Source organism: Actinoplanes sp. NPDC000266, assembly GCF_042899005.1.
GTDB lineage: Bacteria > Actinomycetota > Actinomycetes > Mycobacteriales > Micromonosporaceae > Actinoplanes.
Genome location: NZ_JBIAZI010000001.1, coordinates 210782 through 230900 on the forward strand (window position 1 = coordinate 210782; position 20119 = coordinate 230900).

The 20119-nt window shown below is 72.7% G+C and carries 13 protein-coding genes; 10 read left to right on the forward strand and 3 right to left on the reverse strand.

The genetic code is table 11. From position 1 onward, the window contains the following. Positions 1 to 8 precede the first annotated feature (8 nt). Positions 9 to 3098 carry an ATP-binding protein gene (locus ACFY36_RS00935; protein WP_499743803.1) on the reverse strand — a complete coding sequence of 1030 codons (3090 nt, stop codon included), beginning with the start codon at positions 3096 to 3098 and terminating at the stop codon, positions 9 to 11. Positions 3099 to 3185: 87 nt separating this feature from the next. Between ACFY36_RS00935 and ACFY36_RS00940 the strand changes: the two genes are divergently transcribed. The 3 genes from ACFY36_RS00940 to ACFY36_RS00950 are packed head-to-tail and all read left to right on the forward strand — an operon-like array spanning position 3186 to position 10065. Continuing rightward, positions 3186 to 4007, forward strand: a complete 822-nt coding sequence (locus ACFY36_RS00940; RefSeq protein WP_499743804.1) for an alpha/beta fold hydrolase — start codon at positions 3186 to 3188, stop codon at positions 4005 to 4007. A 29-nt stretch (positions 4008 to 4036) separates the two neighbouring features. After that, positions 4037 to 6985 carry an ATP-binding protein gene (locus ACFY36_RS00945; RefSeq protein ID WP_499743805.1) on the forward strand — a complete coding sequence of 983 codons (2949 nt, stop codon included), beginning with the start codon at positions 4037 to 4039 and terminating at the stop codon, positions 6983 to 6985. After that, positions 6982 to 10065 (forward strand): ATP-binding protein, encoded by a 3084-nt coding sequence (locus tag ACFY36_RS00950; protein WP_499743806.1) that lies wholly within the window; start codon positions 6982 to 6984, stop codon positions 10063 to 10065. The genes ACFY36_RS00945 and ACFY36_RS00950 overlap by 4 nt, the downstream gene beginning before the upstream one ends. On the opposite strand, the gene ACFY36_RS00955 is transcribed toward ACFY36_RS00950, so the two are convergent. After that, on the reverse strand, positions 10058 to 13123 hold the full coding sequence (locus ACFY36_RS00955) for an ATP-binding protein (protein WP_499743807.1): 3066 nt from the start codon (positions 13121 to 13123) through the stop codon (positions 10058 to 10060). The two genes, ACFY36_RS00950 and ACFY36_RS00955, sit on opposite strands and share 8 nt — an antisense overlap. Positions 13124 to 13336: 213 nt before the next feature. Between ACFY36_RS00955 and ACFY36_RS00960 the strand changes: the two genes are divergently transcribed. From ACFY36_RS00960 to ACFY36_RS00990, 7 genes are read left to right on the forward strand one after another with little or no spacing between them, the layout of a single operon-like run. Then, entirely contained in the window at positions 13337 to 13891 is a 555-nt protein-coding gene (locus ACFY36_RS00960; protein ID WP_499743808.1) for an NADPH-dependent FMN reductase, read from the forward strand. A 12-nt stretch (positions 13892 to 13903) separates the two neighbouring features. Then, entirely contained in the window at positions 13904 to 14632 is a 729-nt protein-coding gene (locus ACFY36_RS00965; protein ID WP_499743809.1) for an alpha/beta fold hydrolase, read from the forward strand. Continuing rightward, entirely contained in the window at positions 14625 to 15554 is a 930-nt protein-coding gene (locus ACFY36_RS00970; protein ID WP_499743810.1) for a pyridoxamine 5'-phosphate oxidase family protein, read from the forward strand. Before ACFY36_RS00965 ends, ACFY36_RS00970 begins: the two co-directional genes overlap by 8 nt. 2 nt (positions 15555 to 15556) lie before the next feature. After that, a complete protein-coding gene (locus tag ACFY36_RS00975) occupies positions 15557 to 16243 on the forward strand; it encodes a hypothetical protein (protein ID WP_499743811.1) in 687 nt (228 codons plus the stop codon). Between the two features lie 39 nt (positions 16244 to 16282). Beyond that, positions 16283 to 16696, forward strand: coding sequence for a peptidase inhibitor family I36 protein (locus tag ACFY36_RS00980; protein ID WP_499743812.1), 414 nt, complete (start codon positions 16283 to 16285; stop codon positions 16694 to 16696). Between the two features lie 12 nt (positions 16697 to 16708). Next, a complete protein-coding gene (locus ACFY36_RS00985) occupies positions 16709 to 17113 on the forward strand; it encodes a peptidase inhibitor family I36 protein (RefSeq protein WP_499743813.1) in 405 nt (134 codons plus the stop codon). 59 nt (positions 17114 to 17172) lie between these two features. Then, complete coding sequence (locus ACFY36_RS00990; protein ID WP_499743814.1) at positions 17173 to 17757, forward strand: alpha/beta fold hydrolase; 585 nt, start codon at positions 17173 to 17175, stop codon at positions 17755 to 17757. On the opposite strand, the gene ACFY36_RS00995 is transcribed toward ACFY36_RS00990, so the two are convergent. Next, the gene (locus tag ACFY36_RS00995) at positions 17730 to 20015 is read right to left on the reverse strand and encodes a helix-turn-helix domain-containing protein (RefSeq protein ID WP_499743815.1); all 2286 of its coding nucleotides are present in this window, start codon (positions 20013 to 20015) and stop codon (positions 17730 to 17732) included. The two genes, ACFY36_RS00990 and ACFY36_RS00995, sit on opposite strands and share 28 nt — an antisense overlap. Between the last annotated feature and the right edge of the window lie 104 nt (positions 20016 to 20119).

Here is a 20119-nt window from a genome sequence, read left to right on the forward strand (position 1 = left end):
AAACCGAGCTAGGCCAGGGTGGTCAGGAATTGCTCGGCGCGGTGGGCGAAGAGACGGGCGCCGCGCTCGGTGGACAGAGCGCGGGCCCGTTCGGCGGCGGCGCGGACGACGTCGGCGGGCTCGCCCCGTGCGTGCGACAGGCGCGCTTTCACCAGCGCGACGAATCCCTCGGCGTAGCGCTGGCCGTGCTCGTCCATGGCGCGCTCGGCGCGGTCGAGGGCTGTGGCCGCCTCGTCGATCATGTCGGCGGCCAGCCACATCTCGGCGACCAATCCGTTGTAGTACGGGAGGGCGAAGCGCGGCGGATCGGACAGGGCCGTGGCCACGAGTTCTTCGGCCTCCGCGGCGATGCCGGCCGGATCGTCCCCTCCAAGGGCGCGCGCCCAGAGGTAGTCCAGCCTCACATAGAGGAACAGCGGGCCCGCCGTGCCGGCGGCGCCGCAAGCCGTCCATCGCTCGACCGCGTGCATCACCGCTGCCGTGTTTCCGGCCATCGAGGCTGATTTCGTGTAGTAGTAGGCCCACATCGACACCGTGAAATGGTCCTCCCCGGCCCCGAACGCCCGATCGATCGATGTCAGCGCGGCCTCCGGATCGCCGCGCAGAGCGGTCGCCAGGGCCAGCCAGCCGGGCCAATAGTCGAAGCGCGGGATGTCGAACGGGGTCTCTTCCGGAACATGACGCCGCACCGGATTCCGGGGCGGCTTGGCGACGCCGTCCGCACCGGCGCGGCCCTGGCCGCTGAAGCACCGGTAGGCCTCGTCGATGTCGCCGGTGTCCCAGTGGTGCAAGCCCCAGGCCTCCCAGCCGTACGCCTGGCTGACCGGGTCACCGGACGCCAGGCCCTGTTCGTACAGCTCGCGCGCCCATGCGCCGCGCCGGGGATCCATCGAGGTGTAGGCACCGACCAGGCGGGCGAAGAGGAAGTCGGCCGCGTCGGCCTCCCGGCCGAGCCCGCGGGCCACGTGCGCGGCCCGGTCCAGCAGGTCGAACGTCGATCCGCTGTATTCGCCGTACCGCATGGCGACCGTCGTGAGCAACGACAGCACGGACAGCTCCAGCTCCATCAGCCCGGCCGTCCGGGCGATGCGGGCCGCCGATTGCAGGTGCCGGTCGGCGGCACGGTACGCGTGCCTGGTCGCGGCGCGACGGCCCGCCCGCGCCAGCGCCTCCCCGGTGCGGGCCGGGTCGGCGAGCGGGCCGGCCGACCACAGGTGATGAGCGAGGCGTTCGGCCTCGCCGGCCGGATGGGCGTGTTCGAGGGCGTCCGCCACGCGCAGGTGCAGCCGTGCGGTCAGCTGTCGGCCGATGGTCTCGATGACCGACTCGCGGACCAGGTCGTGGGGGAAGCGCAACGAGAACGGGTCGGCCGGCGCGCTCTCCAGCAGGCCGAGCGCCTGCAACGGCTCGGCGTGCTCGAGGCAGCCGGCGACGTCGACGCCGGCCGCTCCGGCCAGGAGGGCGACGTTCACGTCGCGGCCGATGAGCGCGGCGACGCGCAGCAGATGGTGGGAGTCGTCGTCGAGATCGGCCAGCCGGCCGCGGACGACGTCCCGCACGGTGGCCGGAACCCCGTCCGGGGGCAACCGGGACAGTTCCCGGGCGAAGAACGGGTTGCCGGCGGTGCGGGCATGGATGCGCCCGGCGACGTCGGCGCCGGGGTCGCGGCCGGTCTCGTGCCGGATGAGCTCGCCCACCTCGGTCACGCTGAGCGGCCCGAGCAGGATCCGGTGGTGGCCGGAGAGCCGGCCGGCGGCCGCCAGCACCTGCGACAGGTCGGAGCCGGGGGCCGGCGCCCGGTTGCGCAGCGCGCCGATCATCGCCGTGCCGGTGGGCATCCGGGCGGCCAGGTGGCCGAACAGCTGGAGGGAGGCGTCGTCGGCCCATTGCAGGTCGTCGGCGATCAGCAGCAGGGGCTGTCGAGCCGCGGCCTCGCCGACAAGTGTGACGACCTGCTCGAACAGGCGGAACTTGGCGCCGCGGTCGGGCACCGCCGGCGCGGCCCGCGGTCCGAGGATGGCGCCCAGTTCACCGGTCAGCCAAACGTTTCGCCGAGATGCGGGCAGGCTCTCGATGATCGGGGGAAGCGACTGCTCCCAGGGCCACATCGACGGTGTCCCGGCACCGTCCAGGCAGGACGCCCAGACGACGAGCGCTCCCCGCTCGCGCGCCTCCGCGGCGGTCTCCCGGAGCAGCCGGGTCTTGCCCACGCCCGGCTCGCCCTCGACGATGCCGAGCGCCGGGCGGCCGCCGAGCGACAGGTCGACGACGTGCCGCAGGACGGCGAGTTCCTCGGCCCGTCCGACGAACCCGGCTCGAGCCTCGATATCCCTATCGGGTGGCGCGTCCGGCGGGGGCTTGAGCACTCCCAGATGGGCGGCCCGCAACAACGGGCCGGGATCGACACCGAGCTCGCCGGCGAGGCCGGCGCGGACGGTGTGGAACACCGACAGGGCCTCCGCCTGAAGTCCGGCCGCCCCTAGAGCGGCGATGAGGCCGGCCTGGACAGGCTCGTGGAAGGGGGCCATCGACGCGGCCAGCCGCAGGGCCGGCAGCACCCGTTGCGGGCGGTGCACCGATACCGCGACCGTGGCCGCGTCGGCACACGCGGCATGGAACTCCTCGTCGAGAGCCGCGAAGATCGGCTGCCCGGCCGCGAGCCCGTCGCCGGCATGGCCCTGCCACAAACCGAGCGCCTCGGCGAAGTCGTCGAGTGCCTCGTCGTGGCGGCCCTGCGCGAGGGCCGCCCTGGCCGTCGCCACGAGCTGGCGGAAGGTGACCAGATCCACCATTCCGGGCACGGCGGCGATCAGGTAGCCGTTGCCGCGGCGTTGCAGGTAGGAGCCGGTTTCCCGGACCGGGATGGCCGGCTCGAGCAAGCGGCGCAGGGCACCGACGTACTTGTGGATGACGTTGAGCGCGCTGGCGGGAGCGTCATCGCCCCAGATCAGGTCGATCAGCTCACTCGTGCTGACCGGCCGGCCGGCCCGGGCCAGAAGCACAGCCAGGAGAAGGGCCTGCTGGCGGGGACCGGCATCCAACTCGACGTCGCCTCGCCACACGCGCATCGGGCCGAGGATCTGCAGGCGTACTGACACACCGAGAGTATGACGTGGCGTACAGAAGGAACGCGCGCCGTAATTCGACCGATGGCAGCAGCTCAGGGCACGGGCACAGTCGGGGTCATGTCGATTCTGAAGAAGTTCCGCCGGTGGCACACGCTGGCGGCCGCGGCCGTGCTGGCCGCGTCAGTACTCACGGTGATGCCGGCGAGCGCGTCACCGCCGGCGAAGACGCACGCCAAACCGACAGTGGTGCTGGTGCACGGGGCCTGGGCCGACGCCTCCGGCTGGAACGGTGTGACCAGCCGTCTGCTGGACAAGGGGTACCAGGTGATCGCGCCGGCCGACCCGCTGCGCGGGCTCGACGAGGACACCGCGTACCTGAAGGACTTCCTGTCGACCATCAGCGGGCCGATCGTGCTGGTGGCCCACTCGTACGGCGGTGCGGTGATCACCAACGCGGCCACCGGCAACAAGAACGTCAAGTCCCTGGTCTACATCTCCGCCTACGCCCCGGAGCAGGGCGAGACGATCGGCGAGGCCGGCGCCCTGAACGGCGCCGACAACTCGCTGCTCCAGTCGCACCTCGTCAAGCGGCCCTACCCCGGCAGCGGCGGGAACGTCGACACCACCATCGACCCGGCCTGGTTCCCCCGGCTGTTCGCGGCCGACGCCCCGCTCAGCAAGACCAGGCTGATGGCCACCCAGCAGCGGCCACTGTCCACCGCCGCCTTCGCCGGCAAGACGGGCGTGCCCGCCTGGAAGACCATTCCGGCCTGGTTCCTCGTCGGGCTGGACGACCTGGCCATTCCGCCGGCCGCCGGCAAGGCCATGGCCGCGCGCGCCGCGAAGGGACGTACCGTGACGATTCACAGTTCGCACGCGTCGATGCTGGCCCACCCGGACGCCGTCACCAGCCTCATCCTGCGCGCGGCCCGTTCCTGACCTGATCGGGCGCGGGGCATGATGACCATGTGGGGAAGCTCCGTGTGCAGATCCTGGGACCGTTGCGGGTCTGGCGGGACGGTGTCGAGGTGGACACCGGCCCGCGCCAGCAGCAATGCGTCCTGGCGCTCCTGGCGGCCCGGGCCGGCCATCCGGTCGGTGTCGACGAGCTCGTGGATCTGCTCTGGGGGACGGACCGCCCGGCCAGCGCGCTGAACATCGTCCATAAATACGTCGGCACGCTGCGGCGGTTGCTGGAGCCGGGCCTGGCGGTGCGCAGCACCGGCTCGTACCTGCACCGCCGGGGAGCCGGATATGCGCTCGCCGCCGACGCCGGGATGGTCGACCTGGTCGACTTCCGGGGTCTGGTCGAGCGGGCCGGGACGGCTCTCGACGATTACGTCGAGGCCCTGAGCCTGTGGCGGGGGCCGGCGGGCGAGGGACTGCGTGACGGGGCGGCGGCGCCGGTCCTGGCCGCGCTCGACAGCGAGTTCGTCGACGCGGCCGTCGCGGCGGCCGCCCTCGCGGCGAGGCTGGGGCAGCCCGAGCGGGTGCTGCCCGCGCTGCGCCTCGGGGCCCGGATGGCCCCGCTCAACGAGGCGATCCGGGCCGCGCTGACACCCGGGGCGCTGACACCCGGGGTGGCCGCGCCGGCGGACGGGCTGATAGGCCGGGCTCAGGAGGCCGCGGAGCTGCGCCGGATGCTCGAGACGGCGCTGGCCGGCGGCTCCGGCCTCGCCCTCGTCGAGGGCGAGGCCGGGGTGGGCAAGACCCGGCTGATCGAGGAGATCGCCGCGGAAGCCGGCCGCCGCGGCGCCCTCGCCGTCTGGGGCCGCTGCATCGAGGGCGACGGTGCGCCTTCGATGTGGCCCTGGGAGCAGGCCGTCACGGCGACCCTGCGCAGCCTGCCCGAGGCGGCCCGCCGCCGGTGGCTGGGCGGGGATCTCGGCCGCCTCGTGGCCTCGGACGACGTCGTCGTCGCGCCGCCGCTGGAGCCGGACAGCGGGGCGCGATTCCGCTTGTTCGAGGGCGTGGCCGAGGTCGTCGCGCAGGCGGCCACGCGGCAGCCGCTGGTCCTGGTCATCGACGACCTCCAGTGGGCCGACATCGCCTCCCTGCATCTGTTCGGTCACCTGGCCGCCCGGTTGCCCGCCCGTGTCGTGCTCGTCGGCGCCGTCCGGACACACTCCACGGGTCACCCCGAGCTGACCCGGACGCTGGCCCAGGCCAGCCGGTTGCCGGGCCACCATCGCCTCGCGCTCGGCCCGCTCGGCCCGGCCGAGGTGAACGAGCTCGTCCGCCGCGAGACCGGCCACCCGCCGTCGCCGGCCGTCGCCGCCCGCATCCATGCCCGCGCCTCGGGCAACCCCTTCTTCGTCCGGGAGCTGGCGCGGCTGCTCAGAGCGGACGAGGCCCAGGGCGCCGGTGTTCCGGCCACCGTCCGCGACGCCGTGCAGGACCGGATGGCCGGCCTGGACGACCAGGCCCGGCGGCTGTTGCGGATCGCGGCCGTGGTCGGCCGCGAAGTCGACCTCGACCTGCTCGCCCGGGTGGCCGACGTCGATGTGCGGACGTGCCTGGCGCAACTGGAACCGGTGGAGGCGCTCGGCCTGCTCGGGCCGGCGCCGGGGAACCCGTTCTCGCTCTACTTCGCGCATGACCTGGTGCGGGAGTCGATCGCCGTCGTCACCCCGGCCGGGCAGCTCCCCGGCCTGCACCTGCGGGTGGCGGACGCGCTGGAGCACGCCGATCCGGCGGGTGACACCGTCGCCGAGCGCGTCGCGCACCACATGTGGGCGGCCGGTCCGCTGGCCGATCCGGCCCGGACCACGAGGGCGCTGGTGCGCGCGGGACGCCGCGCGATGACGAAGTCGGCCTTCGAGGCGGCCGAGAGGCAGCTGCGGGAAGCCGTGCGGGTGGCCCGGGCGGCCGGGCTGGCCGAGCTCGAGCTGTCCGCGCTGTCGCACCTCACCCTGGTCCTGGGCATGCAAGCCGGGTACGTCGGCGCTCCGCTGGACGTCCTGGAGCGTTCCGAACACCTGGCCCGCGGTCTCGGCCGGGACCGCGAGGCGACGAGCTTCCTGTTCACCCGGTTCACCGGGCTCTCCCAGGGCGTGCGGGTCGAGCAGAGCGGCCGGCTGGCGCGACAGCTGCGCGAACGGGGCGAGGCGTCCGAGGACTATGTCGTACGGATCTACGGGTGGCTCGCCGGTGGCATGCACGAGTGGGAGACGGGCCGCGTCGGCCGCGCCTTCCGCTATCTGGAGCGGGCGGCCGCCGCCCTGGCCGACGACCTGATCCGGCGGGAGGATCTTCCGCTGCTGCGGGACCTGAAGCTGGTCTGCACGGGGATGCTCGGGCTGATGACCATGCTGTACGGCGACGTCACGCGGGCCCGCAAGCTGTTCGACACCATGGAGGCGGACGCCGGCGACGACCGGTACGAGGTGACGTTCTGGGCCTCCTTCGCGGTCATTGCGGCCGCCGCGGCCGGCGACCCCGGGTGGGCGCTGCGCTGCGCGGAGCGCAGCATCGCCGTCGATCCCGAGCGTTCGTTCCTCTTCCTCGGTACGTATCCACGGCTGGCCCGATGGTGGGGGCTGGGGATGACGAGCCGCCGGCCGGACGCCGCCGGGAAGCTCGACCAGCTGATCACCGACAGCCTGCTCGATCCGCCCCGGTCCTCGATGACGACGTGGTACGCGGCGCTGGCCGAACTGCTGATGGCCGGTGGGCAGATGGAGAAGGCCGCGGCCGCGCTGGACCGGGCCGAGCGTGCCGTCGACACCTTCGGGGAGCGGCACTCCGAAGGCATGATCCTTCTGCTCCGGGCCCGCCTGTTGCACGTCCGTGGTGAACCCGTGGCCGTGGTCCGGGCGGCCGCCGAACGCGCCCGGGCCCTGTCGGCCGAGCGGGAGGCCCATCTGTTCGCCCAGCGGGCCGAAAGACTGCTGGCCGAGATCGGCGCGGGCCGATGACCACGCTGCGCCTGCGGATCCTCGGCCCGTTGCGGCTGTGGCGCGACGGCGCCGAGGTGGAGCCCGGCCCACGGCAGCAGGCGATCCTGCTGAATCTGCTGCTGGCCCGGGCGGGGCGCCCCGTGAGCACGAACGAGCTGGTCGATCTGCTCTGGGAGGAGCAGGCCCCGGCGAGCGCGATCAACGTCATCCACAAGTACGTCGGTGCGCTGCGCCGGCTGCTCGAGCCCGCGCTGTCCACTCGCGGGACCGGGTCCTACCTGCATCGCCACGGCAACGGCTACCTGGTCACCCCGGGCGCCGGCGAGCTCGACCTGCTCACCTTCCGGGAACTGGTCGAGTCGGCCGAGGCGCACCGGGCGGGCCGGCGGCTCGACGCCGCGCTCGACTCATATGTGCGGGCCCTCGACCTTTGGCATGGTCCAGTCGGCGCCGGCCTGGGCGGCGGCCCGGCCGCGCGGGCGGTCTTCGCCGCTCTGGACGGCGAGTTCTTTCACAGTTGTACGGCGGCGGCCGAGCTGGCCATCTCGCAGGGCCGTCCGGCGGTGGTGCTCCCAGCGGTGCGCCGGGCCGCGTCGATGGCGCCGCTGCACGAACCAGTACAGGCCACATTGATCGACGTTCTGGGCGCCGCCGGGCAGAAGACCGAGGCGCTGGCCGTGTTCGAAGCCGTCCGCGCCCAGCTGGCTGACGACCTCGGTCTCGATCCCGGCCAGACGATGCGGGAGGCGCACCGGCGGGCCCTCGCCGGCGGGCGCCCGGGGCGGTCCCCGGCCCGCCCGCCGGGTGGACTGGTCGGCCGGTCCGATGAGCTCGCCGCGCTCCGGGAGACGGTGGCGCCGGCCCTGTCCGGCGGCTCGGGGCTCGGCGTGGTCGAGGGCGAGCCGGGCGCCGGGAAGACCCGCCTGGTGACCGAGGCCGCCGCCGAGGCGGAGCGGCGCGGCGCCCTGGTCCTGCTGGGCGTCTGCCCCGAGGGCGACGGAACTCCCTCGATGTGGCCGTGGATCCAGACGATCGGCCGGCTCCTCGACAGCCTGCCCGCCACCGACCGGGAGACGTGGACGGCCGGCGACCTGGGCCGCCTCCTGCGTCCCGGCGAGGACGTCCCGCCGGAGGCGGCGCTGCCCGACGGCGGCGCCCAGTTCCGGCTCTTCGAGCGGATCGTGGCCGTGATCGCCCACGCCTCCCAGCGGCGGCCGACCCTGCTCGTCATCGACGACCTTCAGTGGAACGACGTCGCCTCGCTGCACCTGTTCAGCCACCTGTCGGCCCGCCTGCCCGCCGGCGCCGCGCTCATCGGCGTGATGCGCGACCGCGGGCCGGCGCCCGGGCCCGAGCTCTCGCAGACGCTGGCCGCCGTGAGCCGGATGCCCGGGCACCGCCGCGTCCGTGTCGGCCCGCTCGGCCCGGACGACGTGGCCGAGCTGGTCCGCCGGGAGACCGGCCGGGAGCCGGCCGGCGACGACGTGCGGCGGCTGCACGCCCGCACCGGGGGCAACCCGTTCTTCGTCCGGGAGCTCTCACGATGGCCGGCCACGCGGACCGGCGTGCCGTCGGCCGTGCGCGATGTCGTCCGCGACCGTATGGCGGAACTCGACGAGCCCGCCCGGGACCTGCTGCGGATCGCCGCGCTCATCGGCCGCGACGTCAACCTGGGGCTGCTCGCCGCCGCGGCCGGCCTCGAACCCGGCGAGTGCCTCGAACGCCTGGAACCGCTGGAGGCGCTCGGGCTGCTCGAGTTCACACCGGACGACCCGTTCTCCTTCCACTTCGCGCACGACCTCGTCCGGGAGTCGGTGTCCGAGACGACCCCGTCGCGCCACGCGGGCCGGTCGCACCTCGCGGTCGCCGACGCCCTCGAGCACACCGATCCCGGCGGTGAGCCCGTCGCCGAACGGCTGGCCCACCACCTGTGGGCCGCGGGCCCGCTGGCCGATCCGGTCCGCACCACGCACGCTCTGATGCGTGCCGCCGCGCACGCGACGGCCAAGTCCGCGCTCGAGGCCGCCGAGGGGTGGCTCCGATCGGCGGTCGACGTGGCCCGCAAGGCCGGACGGGCCGAGCTCGAACTGTCCGCCCTGGCCCAGCTGACCACTGTCATCGGCATGCGATCGACGTACGGCACGGTGGTCCTCGACCTGGTGGAGCGGGCCGAGCAGCTGGCCACGGCGCTGGGCCGGCGGCGGGAGGCCGCCGACTTCCTGTTCTCCCGGTGGGCCGCGCACGCCCAGCGCATCGAGCTCGACCGTGGCGGGCCGCTGGCGCGCCGCCTGCTCGAGCAGGGCGAGGCGTCCACCGACCCGATCCTGCGCGAGTACGGCATCAACGCCTGGGGCATCCACCAATGGGCCATCGGCAACATCGGTGAGGCCTACCGCTATCTGAGCCGGTCGAACCCCAGCCTGGCCCGGCGGGCCGAGGATCCGCTCCGGCACGACCTTCAGCTGCTCTCGGGCGCGATGCTGGCCGAGACGACCGCGCTCCACGGCGACGTGGCCGCGGCCCGCGCCATGATCGACGCGCTGGAGGCGGACGCGGGCGACGACCCGTACGTGGTGACGGTGTGGGCGGCCTTCGCGACGAGGATCGCCGTCCAGGCCGGCGATCCGGCCTGGGTGCTGCGGGCCGTCGAGCGCGGCGTCGCCGCCGACCCCGGCTTCTCGTTCCAGATCCTGGGCGCCTATCAGCGCCTGGCCCGCTGGTGGGCGCTGGCCGTGACCGGCCACGACCCGGCCGGCGCGGCGGCCGAGACCGAGCGGATGATCACGACGATCCTGCTCGACCCGCCGCGGTCCTGCGTGTCCACCTGGTACGGCCTGATGGGCGAGATGCTGCTCGCGGCCGGAGAGCCGGAGAAGGCCCTGGACGCTCTGGACCGGGCCGGCGAGTGCTTCGAGGCCTACGGCCAGCGGTACGCCGAGGGTCTGATCCTTCTCCTGCGGGCACGGGCGCTGGCCGCGGCCGGCGAGCCCGTCGAGGTCGTCCGCGCGGCGGCGCTGCGAGCCCGCACCTTCTCGGCCGGCCGGGGCGCCCACCTGTTCGCCCGCCGCGCCGACGACTATCTGGCGACCCTCAGCTGAGGCCGGCCAGGAAGGTCTCGGCTCGCTGGGCGAAGAGGTGGGCGCCGCGCTCGGTGGACAGCGCCCGCGCCTTCTCCGCCATGGCCCGGACCGCGGCCGTCGGCTCGCCGTTCATCTGCATCGTGTGTGCCCGCAGGAGAAGGATCAGTCCCTCGGCGAACCGCTGCCCGAAGACGTCGAGATAGTGGGTGGCCTTGCCGAGGGCGGCCGCTGCCTCGACCGGCTCGCCCGCGGCCAGCAGCATGTCGGCGATCAGCGCGTAGTTGAACGAGATGCCCCACTGCGGCGGGTCCAGCAGCTTGGCCATGAACTCCTCCGCTTCGGCGGCGGCGCCGGCCGGGTCGTCACCGGAGCGGGCGCGGGCCCAGCAGCGGGTGATGTGCAGATAGCTGTCGACGTGGGCGTAGTCGTTCGGTTCGACGGCGAGCCACCGCCGCACCATCCGGGTCGCCCAGGCCGGGTCGCCGACCATCGACGCCGCCGTGCCGCTGTAGTGGGACGAGATGGTGACCGCGTACGGATTGTCGCCGGCGGCAGTGTCCACCTCGTCGAACAGGCGCCGGGCCCAGTCGACGTCGCCGTACAGGGCGGTCACCACCCCCTGCATCATCGGCGAGGACAGGCGCAGGTCACTCTGTAGCGGGTCGCCGTCCACCTGGTCGTCGCCCTCGATCAGGGTCCGATGTGCCTGTTGCAGGAACCGATGCGCCTCTTCGATGTTGCCCAGATCCCACTGGCGCAGGCCCCAGGCCTGGAACCCGGACGCCCGCACCAGCGGGTCGGTGGACGTGACCGCCCAGTCGAACAGGTTCCGGGCCAGCCGTCCGCGATCGGGCATGACGGACTGGGAGAGCCGGACCACCCGGGCGAACAGGACGTCGGCCGCGTCCCGTTCACGCCCGAGGCCGCGGGCCAGGTGCTCGGCCCGCTCCAGCAGGTCCAGCACCGGCCGGGGATAGCCCAGCCGCCCGGCGACCATGGTGAGCTGCATCAGCGCGGAGAACTCGATCTCGCTCAGATCAGCCGAGCGGGCGATCTGCACGGCGGAGTTCAGTTGCCGCTCCGCCGTCTCCAGCGCCGTCTTGGCCGTGGCCAGGCGGGCCGCCGCCAGCAGCGCGGTCGCGGTCCGCTCCGGCTCCGCGAGCGGTCCGGCCGACCACAGGTGATGGGCCAGGCGCTCGGCCGACGTCGTGGCCGCTGACTCGCCGCGGTCAAGCGTGTCCGCGATGCGCAGATGCAACCGGGCGGCCAGGGGCGGCGAGGTCGTGGCGGCGACCGACTCGCGGACCAGGTCGTGCGCGAACCGGAACGAGAACGGATCGTCCGGCGTCGATTCGAGCAGGCCGAGCGCGGCCAGCGGCTCGACGAGGTCGAGACACTCCTGCACGCCGATCCCGGACGCGCCGGCCAGCAGGCGCAGGTCGACCTCGGGGCCGATCAGCGCGGCCGTACGCAGGACAGCGGCCGGCTCCGGGCTCAACCGGGCCACCCGGTCGGTGACGACGTCGCGCACCGTCGCCGGCACGCCGGCCCGGGTGCCCGACCACCGGGAGAGCTCCCGGACGAAGAACGGGTTGCCCGCGGTGCGGGCGTGCATCTGCCGGACCTCGTCGTCGGCCGGCTCCCGGCCGGTCTCCCGGCGGACCAGCTCGGCCACGTCGGCGAGTTCGAGCGGGCCGAGCCGGATCCGGCGGTGGCCGGGCACCCGGCCGGCCACGGCGAGCAGGCGGCGCAGGTCCGGCCCGGGTGCCGGTGCGCGGTCACGCAGCGCGCCGACGACCATCGTGCCGGCCGGCCGGTCGGCCGCCAGGTGACCGAACAGGTGCAGCGACGCGACGTCGCCCCACTGGAGGTCATCCATGATCAGCGCCAGCGGCCGGGTCGCGGCGACCCGGCCGACGAGGCGGGTGACATGCTCGAACACGCGGAACCGGGCGCGGCTGTCGAGCGGAAGGGTACCGAGCATGTCGTCGCCCCGTGGTTCGACCAGGCGGCCGAGCTCACCGTCCAGCCACGGCCGGCGCTCCTCGACGGGGAGGATCTCGAGCAGCGTGCCGACCACCTGGGTCCACGGCCACATCGACGGGGTGCCGTCACCCTCCAGGCAGCGGCCCCACACGGCGAGCACACCCTGCCGGCCGGCCTCGGCGGCGATCTCCTCGAGCAGCCGCGTCTTGCCTCCGCCCGGTTCACCCTCCACCACGACCAGGCTGCTGCCCCCGGCGGCGGCCGCCGCGACGCCCTGGCCGCACAGCCGTTTCTCCTCGGCCCGGCCGATCAGGCCGGCCGCGGGCGGGACGGCCGGGACACCCGGGGCCGCTGACGCCGGCACGGTCGGCGCCGTCTGCCGCAACACCCGCCGCTGAGCCTCCAGCAGATCCTCACCGGGCGTGACGCCGAGCTCCGAGGCCAGGCGCTCGCGAACCGCCCCGAACACCGCCAGCGCCTCGGCCTGCCGGCCGGTGGCCCCCAGCGCCGAGACCAGGCCCGCGTGGACCGGTTCGTTCAGCGGCGCCATCGCCGCCGCCAGCCTCATCGGCGCCAGCACCTGCTCGGCCCGGCCCAGTGACACCGCGGTCGCGGCCGCCTCGGCACAGGCCGCCAGGAACTCGTCGTTGAGCCCGGCGAAGATCGACATGGCTTCCGGCCCCAGCGCGAGGCCGTCGCCGGCCGGTCCGTGCCACAGCCGCAGCGCCTCGATCCGGTGATCGAGGGCCGTCTCCGGGCTGCTCTCGGCGCGGGCCGCCTCGACGAGCTCACGGAAGGCGACCAGATCCAGCACCTCGGCGCCGGCCGCGAAGAGATAGCCGTTGGCCTGGCGCAACAGATAAGAACCGTCGGCCCGGGCCGCAAGGGACGGTTCGAGGATGCGGCGCAGCGTGCCGACGTACTTGTGAATGACGTTGATCGCGGTGGCCGGAGCGCCCGCGCCCCAGATGAGGTCGACCAGGTCGACCGTGCTGGTCCGCCGTCCCGGCCGGGCCAGCAACAGCGCCAGGAGAAGGGCCTGCTGACGAGGGCCGGCGTCGACCTCGGCCGATCCATGCCACAGACGCATCGGCCCGAGAATCCGCAGACGAAGGTTCGCCGCCACACCCACCCCCGTCAACATCCCCCAGTGCGCGCCGAGTCTAACCGTAGGTAATCAACTGTCTGGTCAGACGGCCGCCGAGCGGCCGTGCACTTTCTCTTCACTGGAACTCCAGTGCCGTCCGGCATCGTCCGTGCTGACATCGCAGCCGCCGGGAAACGGAATGGGGATCGACCAGCAATGGCCAGAATCGCAATCATCATCGGCAGCACCCGGCCCGGCCGCAACGGCGAGGCCGTGGCGAACTGGGTCTACGAGCGGGCGGTCAAGCACGGGGGTGCGGAGTTCGAGCTGGTGGATCTGAAGGAGTTCGACCTTCCGCACCTGGACGAGATCACACCCCCGGCCATGGGCCAGTACGCCCAGCCGCACACCCAGCGCTGGGCCCGAAAGGTGGCCGAATTCGACGGCTATGTGTTCGTGACGCCGGAATACAACCATTCGACGTCCGGTGCGCTGAAGAACGCCATCGACTTCCTGTACGCCGAGTGGAACAACAAGGCGGCCGGTTTCGTCTCGTACGGCAGCGCCGGCGGCACCCGGGCGGTCGAGCACCTCCGGCTCGTGATGGCCGAGCTCCAGGTCGCCGACGTGCGGGCCCAGGTGGCCTTCTCGCTGGCCGGCGACTTCCGCGACTACACCACTTTCGCGCCCGCGGAGTACCACCAGGACCACCTGAACACCATGCTCGACCAGCTCATCGCGTGGTCGAACGCTCTCGCGGCCCTTCGTTAAGGAGAAGAGAAAATGAGCAAGCCTTCCATCGTCCTCGTACACGGAGCCTGGGCCGACGCCTCCAGCTGGAACTCGGTGACGGCGCAGCTGCGCGGCCAGGGTTTCACCGTGCTGGCGCCGCCGAACGCGCTGCGCGGGGTGGCCTCCGACGCCGAGTACCTGTCGTCGTTCGTCGCGCAGCGCACGAGCGGACCGGTCGTGCTGGTCGGCCACTCGTACGGCGGCGTGGTCATCAGCAACGCGGCCGGCACCATCGAGAGCGCCAAGGCGCTGGTCTACGTCAACGCCTTCATCCCGGCCGAGGGCGAGAGCATCTTCCAGATTTTGGGCGGCTCGGGGTCGGCCCTCGACGTCCCCGACCCGACGACGGTCCTCGACGTCGTCGGCTACCCGGGCGCTCCCGAGGGCGACGCCGAGGCGTTCCTCAAGCAGGACACCGTGTTCAAGTACTTCGCCCAGGACCTTCCCGATGCCGAGGGCCGGCTGATCCTCGCCGGTCAGCGGCCGATCACGTTGAGCGCCAACGCCGCCCCGACCACCGCCGCGGCCTGGCGGACGCTGCCCAGCTGGGCCGTCGTGGGCACCGACGACCTGGTGATCCCGGCCGCCACCCAGCGGTCGATGGCCGAGCGCGCGGGCGCCAAGACCTTCGAGGTCGCGGCCTCGCACCTGTCGCTGGTGTCGCACCCCGAGGTGACCGTCGAGGCCATCCTGGCCGCGGCCGGGCACGTGGGTGGCTGAGACCGCCGACGCGGGGTTCCACCCGGGCGAGCTGGCCGTGCAGGCCGAGGCGGGCGTGCGGTGGGAGGCGGCCCGGCTCGAGCCCATGCTCGAACCGGCCGGTCTGTCGCACGGCCTCGCCGGGTTCCTGGGCGGGCTGAACTTCCTGGCCCTCACGGGCCGGGACGGGGCCGGGCGGCTGTGGACCTCGCCGGTGGCCGGCCCGCCCGGTTTCCTCGAGGTCCGGTCCGGATCCGAGCTGGCCGTCCACGCCGGGATCGGGGAGGGCGATCCCCTGCGCGGGATCGCCGCCCGGCAGAAGGTCGGCACCACGGCCGTGGATCTCGCCCGGCGGCGCCGCGTACGGATCAATGGTGATCTCGCGGTTTCCACCGGCGACCTGCTCGTCATCGAGGTCGAGCAGGCGTACGGCAACTGCCCTCAGTTCATCCAGCAGCGCCTTCTCGACGCCGCCGGCTCCGAAGCGGAGGCGGCGGGCGGTGTACGCCGAGGCGGCGAGCTCGGGCCGGACGACATCGCGCTGATCCGGTCGGCCGACACGTTCTTTCTCGGCACCGCGCACCCGGAGCGGGGCGCCGACGCCTCGCACCGGGGCGGGCCGCCCGGCTTCGTCCGGATCGACGAGCGCGGCCTGTGGTGGCCGGACTATCCGGGCAACAACATGTTCAACAGCCTGGGCAATCTGGCCGTGAGCCCGGCCGCGGCCCTGCTCTTCCTCGACTTCACGACCGGCGCCACCCTGCATTTGTCCGGGACCGCGCGGGTCGAGTGGGGCGAGGTGGGCCGGCCCGGTGACGACGGGCACGACGGCCGGATCGTCCGTTTCGAGCTCGAACGCTTCGCCACCGCCTGTTGCCTGCCGGTGCGTGAGGTCGCCTATCGCCCGTACCCGCGCAACCCTCCGCTCACCGACGAAAGGTAGCCATGCGCTTCTCCCGTTTCTGTGTTCTCGGCGCGGTCGGCATCATGACGGCCGCGGCCGGCGCGTGCGGCGGCGACGACTCGCCGGCGGCGTCGGCGACCACGTCGGCGCCCGCCGCCGTCACCACCACCTCGCCCGCGCCGGTCCCGGCCGATCCCGCCGCGACGGCCACCACCGAGGCGCCGGCCGAGGCGCCGGCGACGACCAAGGCCCCGACCAAGGCGCCGCCCGCCGAATCGGCGGAATCCGATCTGTCGGCGCTGAAGAGGATCGGCATCGACGTCGGCAAGGGCGTGGTCATCGACGTCGCCGACGACGGGATGGACCGCTTCATGCAGGTGGGCAAGAACGGCGTGGTCGACTTCACCGGCACCATTCACACCGACTCGACGATGATGTCGCTGAAGGCGGCGCCGGTGTCGGCGAAGAACCGGGTGGTCATCGCGCCGCCGTTCTGGAACGAGGGCGCCGGCGCCGGATCCTGCGTGGCCGACACGTCCGGCGCCGCCTTGAAGCTGGAGACCTGCCGCCCCGGCGACGCGGCCCAGATCTGGCAGGTGGTGCCGGCCGGTGATTCCGGTCAGTTCGAGCTGAAGGGCGCCTTCGGCACCCTCAGCGTCGACAACGGCAAGCTCACCACGGGCAGCGGAGGCCGCACCGGCCTGCAGACGTTGGACTTCGCCGGCTGAGACCTGTAGCCGGCAACTATCCGAATCGAGAGAGGTTCGATGAAAAAGCGTGCGCTCGTTCGCGCTGCTGTCGGTTCCGCGCTGGCCGTGACGGCGAGCCTGGCGGTGTTGCCGTCCAGCGCTCAGGCGGTCCACCAGTGCCGGACGAATCAGATCTGCCTCTACAAGGACTACGACCTTCAGGGTTCTGTCCTCGTCATTTCGACCCTGGGGACGCACAACTTCACCAGTAACTGGGTCTTCTACGACCAGACGCGGGTCAACGACAAGGTCTCGTCGATCGTCAACAGGAGCCAGTGGAACGTTCTCGCCTGTGACAACTTCGACTGTCAGGGAGACTCTCCGAAAGCGGTGGTCGGCCCGGGAGAGCGGATGAACTTCAAGGGCAGTCCCGGCGAGCTCAAGAACGACAGGATGTCGGCGATCCAGGTCACTTTGCGGGCGGGGCGGTAAGGACTCATGAAGATGCGTAATGTCCTGAAGGGTTTTGTCGGAGTCGCGGCGGTCGTCGCCGGGACGGTGGTCATCCCGGCCGGGCCCGCGCAAGCCGCGTACGTGTGCTCGAAGGGTGAGTTGTGCCTGTACGAGCACTACGACCGGACGGGAAGTGTCTTCGTCGTGCCGCTCGGCAACGGCGGACAGGTGAGGATTCGCGAGTTCCGCGATCACACGTTCTTCAACGGCACCAACCTGAACGACAAGGTGTCGTCGGTCGACAATCGGACCGATCGAAGGTTGACGCTCTGGCGTCACGGTGACTTCGGGGGTCCGTCCCAGGATGTTTCCGCGAACACGAAGTACTCGTTCAGTGGGCTGCGGGTTCCGGCCATTCTGCGGAACGACGAGGCGTCCTCGCTTGTACTCTGGTAAACGGCGTTCTGCGTCTTCAGTTCGTGGTGCCGGCGCATGCGGTGGCGTGCAATGGGCTCATGTCAGAGCCCATGGTGTTGGTGCACGAGGACAGCGCGTCGTGGAAGGAACAGCACCGCGCGCTGACCGCGGCCGGTCACCGGGTCGTTCCTTTCGCCGGTGACGGGCCGGGCGAGCTGGCCGACTGTCTGGAGCAGATGTCCGCGACCGGATGTGTGCTGATCGGCGCGGCGGTGGGCACCGGCACCGTGGTCCGCTATCTGAGCGGCCACGGCTCCGGGCGGGTCCGCAAAGCCGTGCTGATCGGCGCCGTCCCGCCGTTCCTCACCCGGTCCGGCGACAATCCGGAGGGCCTGGACGCCCCGGCCCTCGCGTTCACCCGTTCACGGCTGGGCGGCGGCGCCGCTCTGGTCGACAGCGTCGTCGCCACCGACTATCGCGACGATCTGCCCCGCGTCGACGTGCCGGTGCTGCTGCTGCACGGCGACGCCGACACCGTCCTGCCGATCGAGGCCACCGCCCACCGGCTGCCCGGCCTGATCCCGGACCTGCGCTACGAGGTGATCCCGGACGGCCCGCACGACCTGGGCCGGACCCGGCCCGCGGTGGTCAACCGCTACCTGCTCGACTGGGTCGCCTCGTGAGCGGCCAGCGCGCGCTCCGCCTCGGCCAGCCAATCGCGGACCTCACGGTCCCGGCGGGCCACGGAGCCCGCCGGCTCCCGTAGCGGTTCCGCCGCGGCGAGGTCGGCCCGCACCGCCTCGAAGTCACCGAGAGCGACGTTGATCAGCGCTTGCCGGGCCAGGACCAGAAGCATGTAGGCGTCCGGATTCGGGAGGAGCTCGGTGGCGGCGACCGTCTCGCCGGACCGGCGCAACGCCTCCGGCCACCGTCCGGCATCCGCGTGGATCCCGGTGAGGTGTCCCAGCGCCGACTGTTCCGCCAAGCGGCCGATGTGGGCCGGCGGGGCCGTCGCGGGATCACGGACCACCGCGATGACCTCCTCGAAGACGGGAATCGCGTCGTCGTCGGCGCCGCTGCCGATCAGCGCCATCCCGAGCTGGATCAGCGCGTTCGGCACACCCTCGAGGTCGTTGACGGCCCGCAGATCGGCGATCGCCGCCCGCGTGAAGCCGATCTGCTCGCTGTGCCGTCCCAGGCTCCGCAGGGCCCAGCTGACGTAGTAGTTGGCCCAGCCGGTCTGGCGCCGGTCACCGGAGGAGATGGCGAGCTCCAGGCCCGACCGGGCGTTGGCCAGGGCGCGGTCGAAGTCCTCGGTCGTCCTGATGTAGACCCAGGCCAGATATCCCCTGTGGATCGAGCGCAGACGATCGTCGCCGAGCCGATCGGCGGCCCGGGTCGAGAGGGTGTAGACGTCCTCCCAGCCCGCCCAGAAGAACCAGCTGTCGCCGAACCAGTGCAGCGCCTCGGCCACGTCGATGACCAGCTGGTCCGCGCCCTGTTCGGCCGCGGCGTGCAGGGCCGGCAGCCAGTTCTCGGCCTCGGCCCGCAGCCAGGCGGCGGCTTCGGCTGATGAGGTCAGCTCGATCACCTCGGTGGCGCCGGCTTTGCCGGGGCCGTAGTCCGGTTCGAAGTGCCGTCCGGCCACGATGACCGTGTCGAGCAGCCAGTCGTCGCGGCGGCGGGCCGCGGTCGCCCGGTCGGTGGTGCTTTCTTCGCGGTCGAGGGCGGATGAGGCGTACAGCCGGAGGAGGTCGTGGAATTCGAAGCGGCCGTCCGGGCGCTGTTGGAGCAGGCTGAGGTCGATCAGGTCGTCCAGGGCGTCCTCGGTGGCCAGCAGCGACTCCTCGACCAGCACGGCCGCCAGTTCGGCGCCGGTGGAGGAGCCCGGCACCATGGCGAGCCGCCGGAACAGGCGCCGCGTCACCCCGGACAGCTGCTGATAGGAGAGGTCGAAGGCCGCCTTGACCTGGAGGTCGCCCGCCGACAGGGCTTCCAGCCGGCGCTCCTGGGCGGCGAGCCGGGCGATCAGGTCGTCGGCGGTCCATCCCGGCCGGCTGACCAGGCGGTTGCCGGCGATCCGCAGGGCCAGCGGGATGTGCACGCACAGGTCGGCGATGCGGCGCAGCTGCTCCTCGGAGGCGCCGGAGCGTTCGACAATGGTGCCCAGCAGCGCCGTCGCATCACCCTCGGACAGGGGGTCGAGACGCAGCCGGTGGACGTCCTCGAGGCCACTCAGCGAGCGGCGGCTGGTCACCAGGACCATCGCCGGGCCGTGCGGCGGCAGCACCGGGCGCACCTGGCTCTCGCTGATCGCGTTGTCGAGCACGACGACGACGCGCCGGCCGCGGATCAGGCTGTGCCACAGGGCCGAGGATTCGTCCACGTCGCGGGGCACGGCCCGTACGTCGGGGCTTACGGCCCGGATGAGGCGGCTCAGCACGGTCAGCGGGGTGAGCGGCTTGGCGTCGAGCCCGCGCAGGTCGACGAAGAGTTGTTCCTCGATCGGCCAGGCCTGTGCGGCCCGGACGGCGAAGGTGGTCTTGCCGACGCCGGCCGTGCCGCTGACCGCCACGACCGGCGCCGGCGACCGGTCGTCCGCAGCCTCGGCCCACGCCGCCACCTGGGTCAGCTCGGCGGCCCGGCCGGTGAAGTCGGCGACCTGGCGTGGCAGCGGACTCCGGTTGGCCGGCGCCGCCGGTGGGGCGTTGCGACCCTCCCGGGCCGACGTCAGCATCGCCTCGCGGTTCGCCTCGTCGAGATCCAGGCCGTCGGCCAGCGCCTCCACAGTGCGCGGACGTGGGCGCCGGCTGACGCCGCGTTCCATGTCGCTGATCGACCGGTCGCTGACACCGGACGCCTCGGCCAACTGCTCGATGGTCAGGTCGGCGGACGCGCGGAACCGCCGCAGAAGCGCGCCGAAGGAATCTTCACCGGTCATCGGATTTGTTCTACCTGATCGACGGTTCTGCGTCTTCACTTCGTGGCGCACAGCGCATCAATGATGGTCGAATGACCTGGTCAGCGCGGGAAAGGGGCAGGCGA

Bases quoted from the DNA above. Each gene is read 5' to 3' on its own strand.
- ACFY36_RS00950 (WP_499743806.1), top strand. From the start codon at position 6,982: ATGACCACGCTGCGCCTGCGGATCCTCGGCCCGTTGCGGCTGTGGCGC.
- ACFY36_RS00980 (WP_499743812.1), top strand. From the start codon at position 16,283: ATGAAAAAGCGTGCGCTCGTTCGCGCTGCTGTCGGTTCCGCGCTGGCC.
- ACFY36_RS00955 (WP_499743807.1), bottom strand. From the start codon at position 13,123: ATGCGTCTGTGGCATGGATCGGCCGAGGTCGACGCCGGCCCTCGTCAG.
- ACFY36_RS00995 (WP_499743815.1), bottom strand. From the start codon at position 20,015: ATGACCGGTGAAGATTCCTTCGGCGCGCTTCTGCGGCGGTTCCGCGCG.
- ACFY36_RS00940 (WP_499743804.1), top strand. From the start codon at position 3,186: ATGTCGATTCTGAAGAAGTTCCGCCGGTGGCACACGCTGGCGGCCGCG.
- ACFY36_RS00960 (WP_499743808.1), top strand. From the start codon at position 13,337: ATGGCCAGAATCGCAATCATCATCGGCAGCACCCGGCCCGGCCGCAAC.
- ACFY36_RS00985 (WP_499743813.1), top strand. From the start codon at position 16,709: ATGCGTAATGTCCTGAAGGGTTTTGTCGGAGTCGCGGCGGTCGTCGCC.
- ACFY36_RS00965 (WP_499743809.1), top strand. From the start codon at position 13,904: ATGAGCAAGCCTTCCATCGTCCTCGTACACGGAGCCTGGGCCGACGCC.
- ACFY36_RS00990 (WP_499743814.1), top strand. From the start codon at position 17,173: ATGTCAGAGCCCATGGTGTTGGTGCACGAGGACAGCGCGTCGTGGAAG.
- ACFY36_RS00975 (WP_499743811.1), top strand. From the start codon at position 15,557: ATGCGCTTCTCCCGTTTCTGTGTTCTCGGCGCGGTCGGCATCATGACG.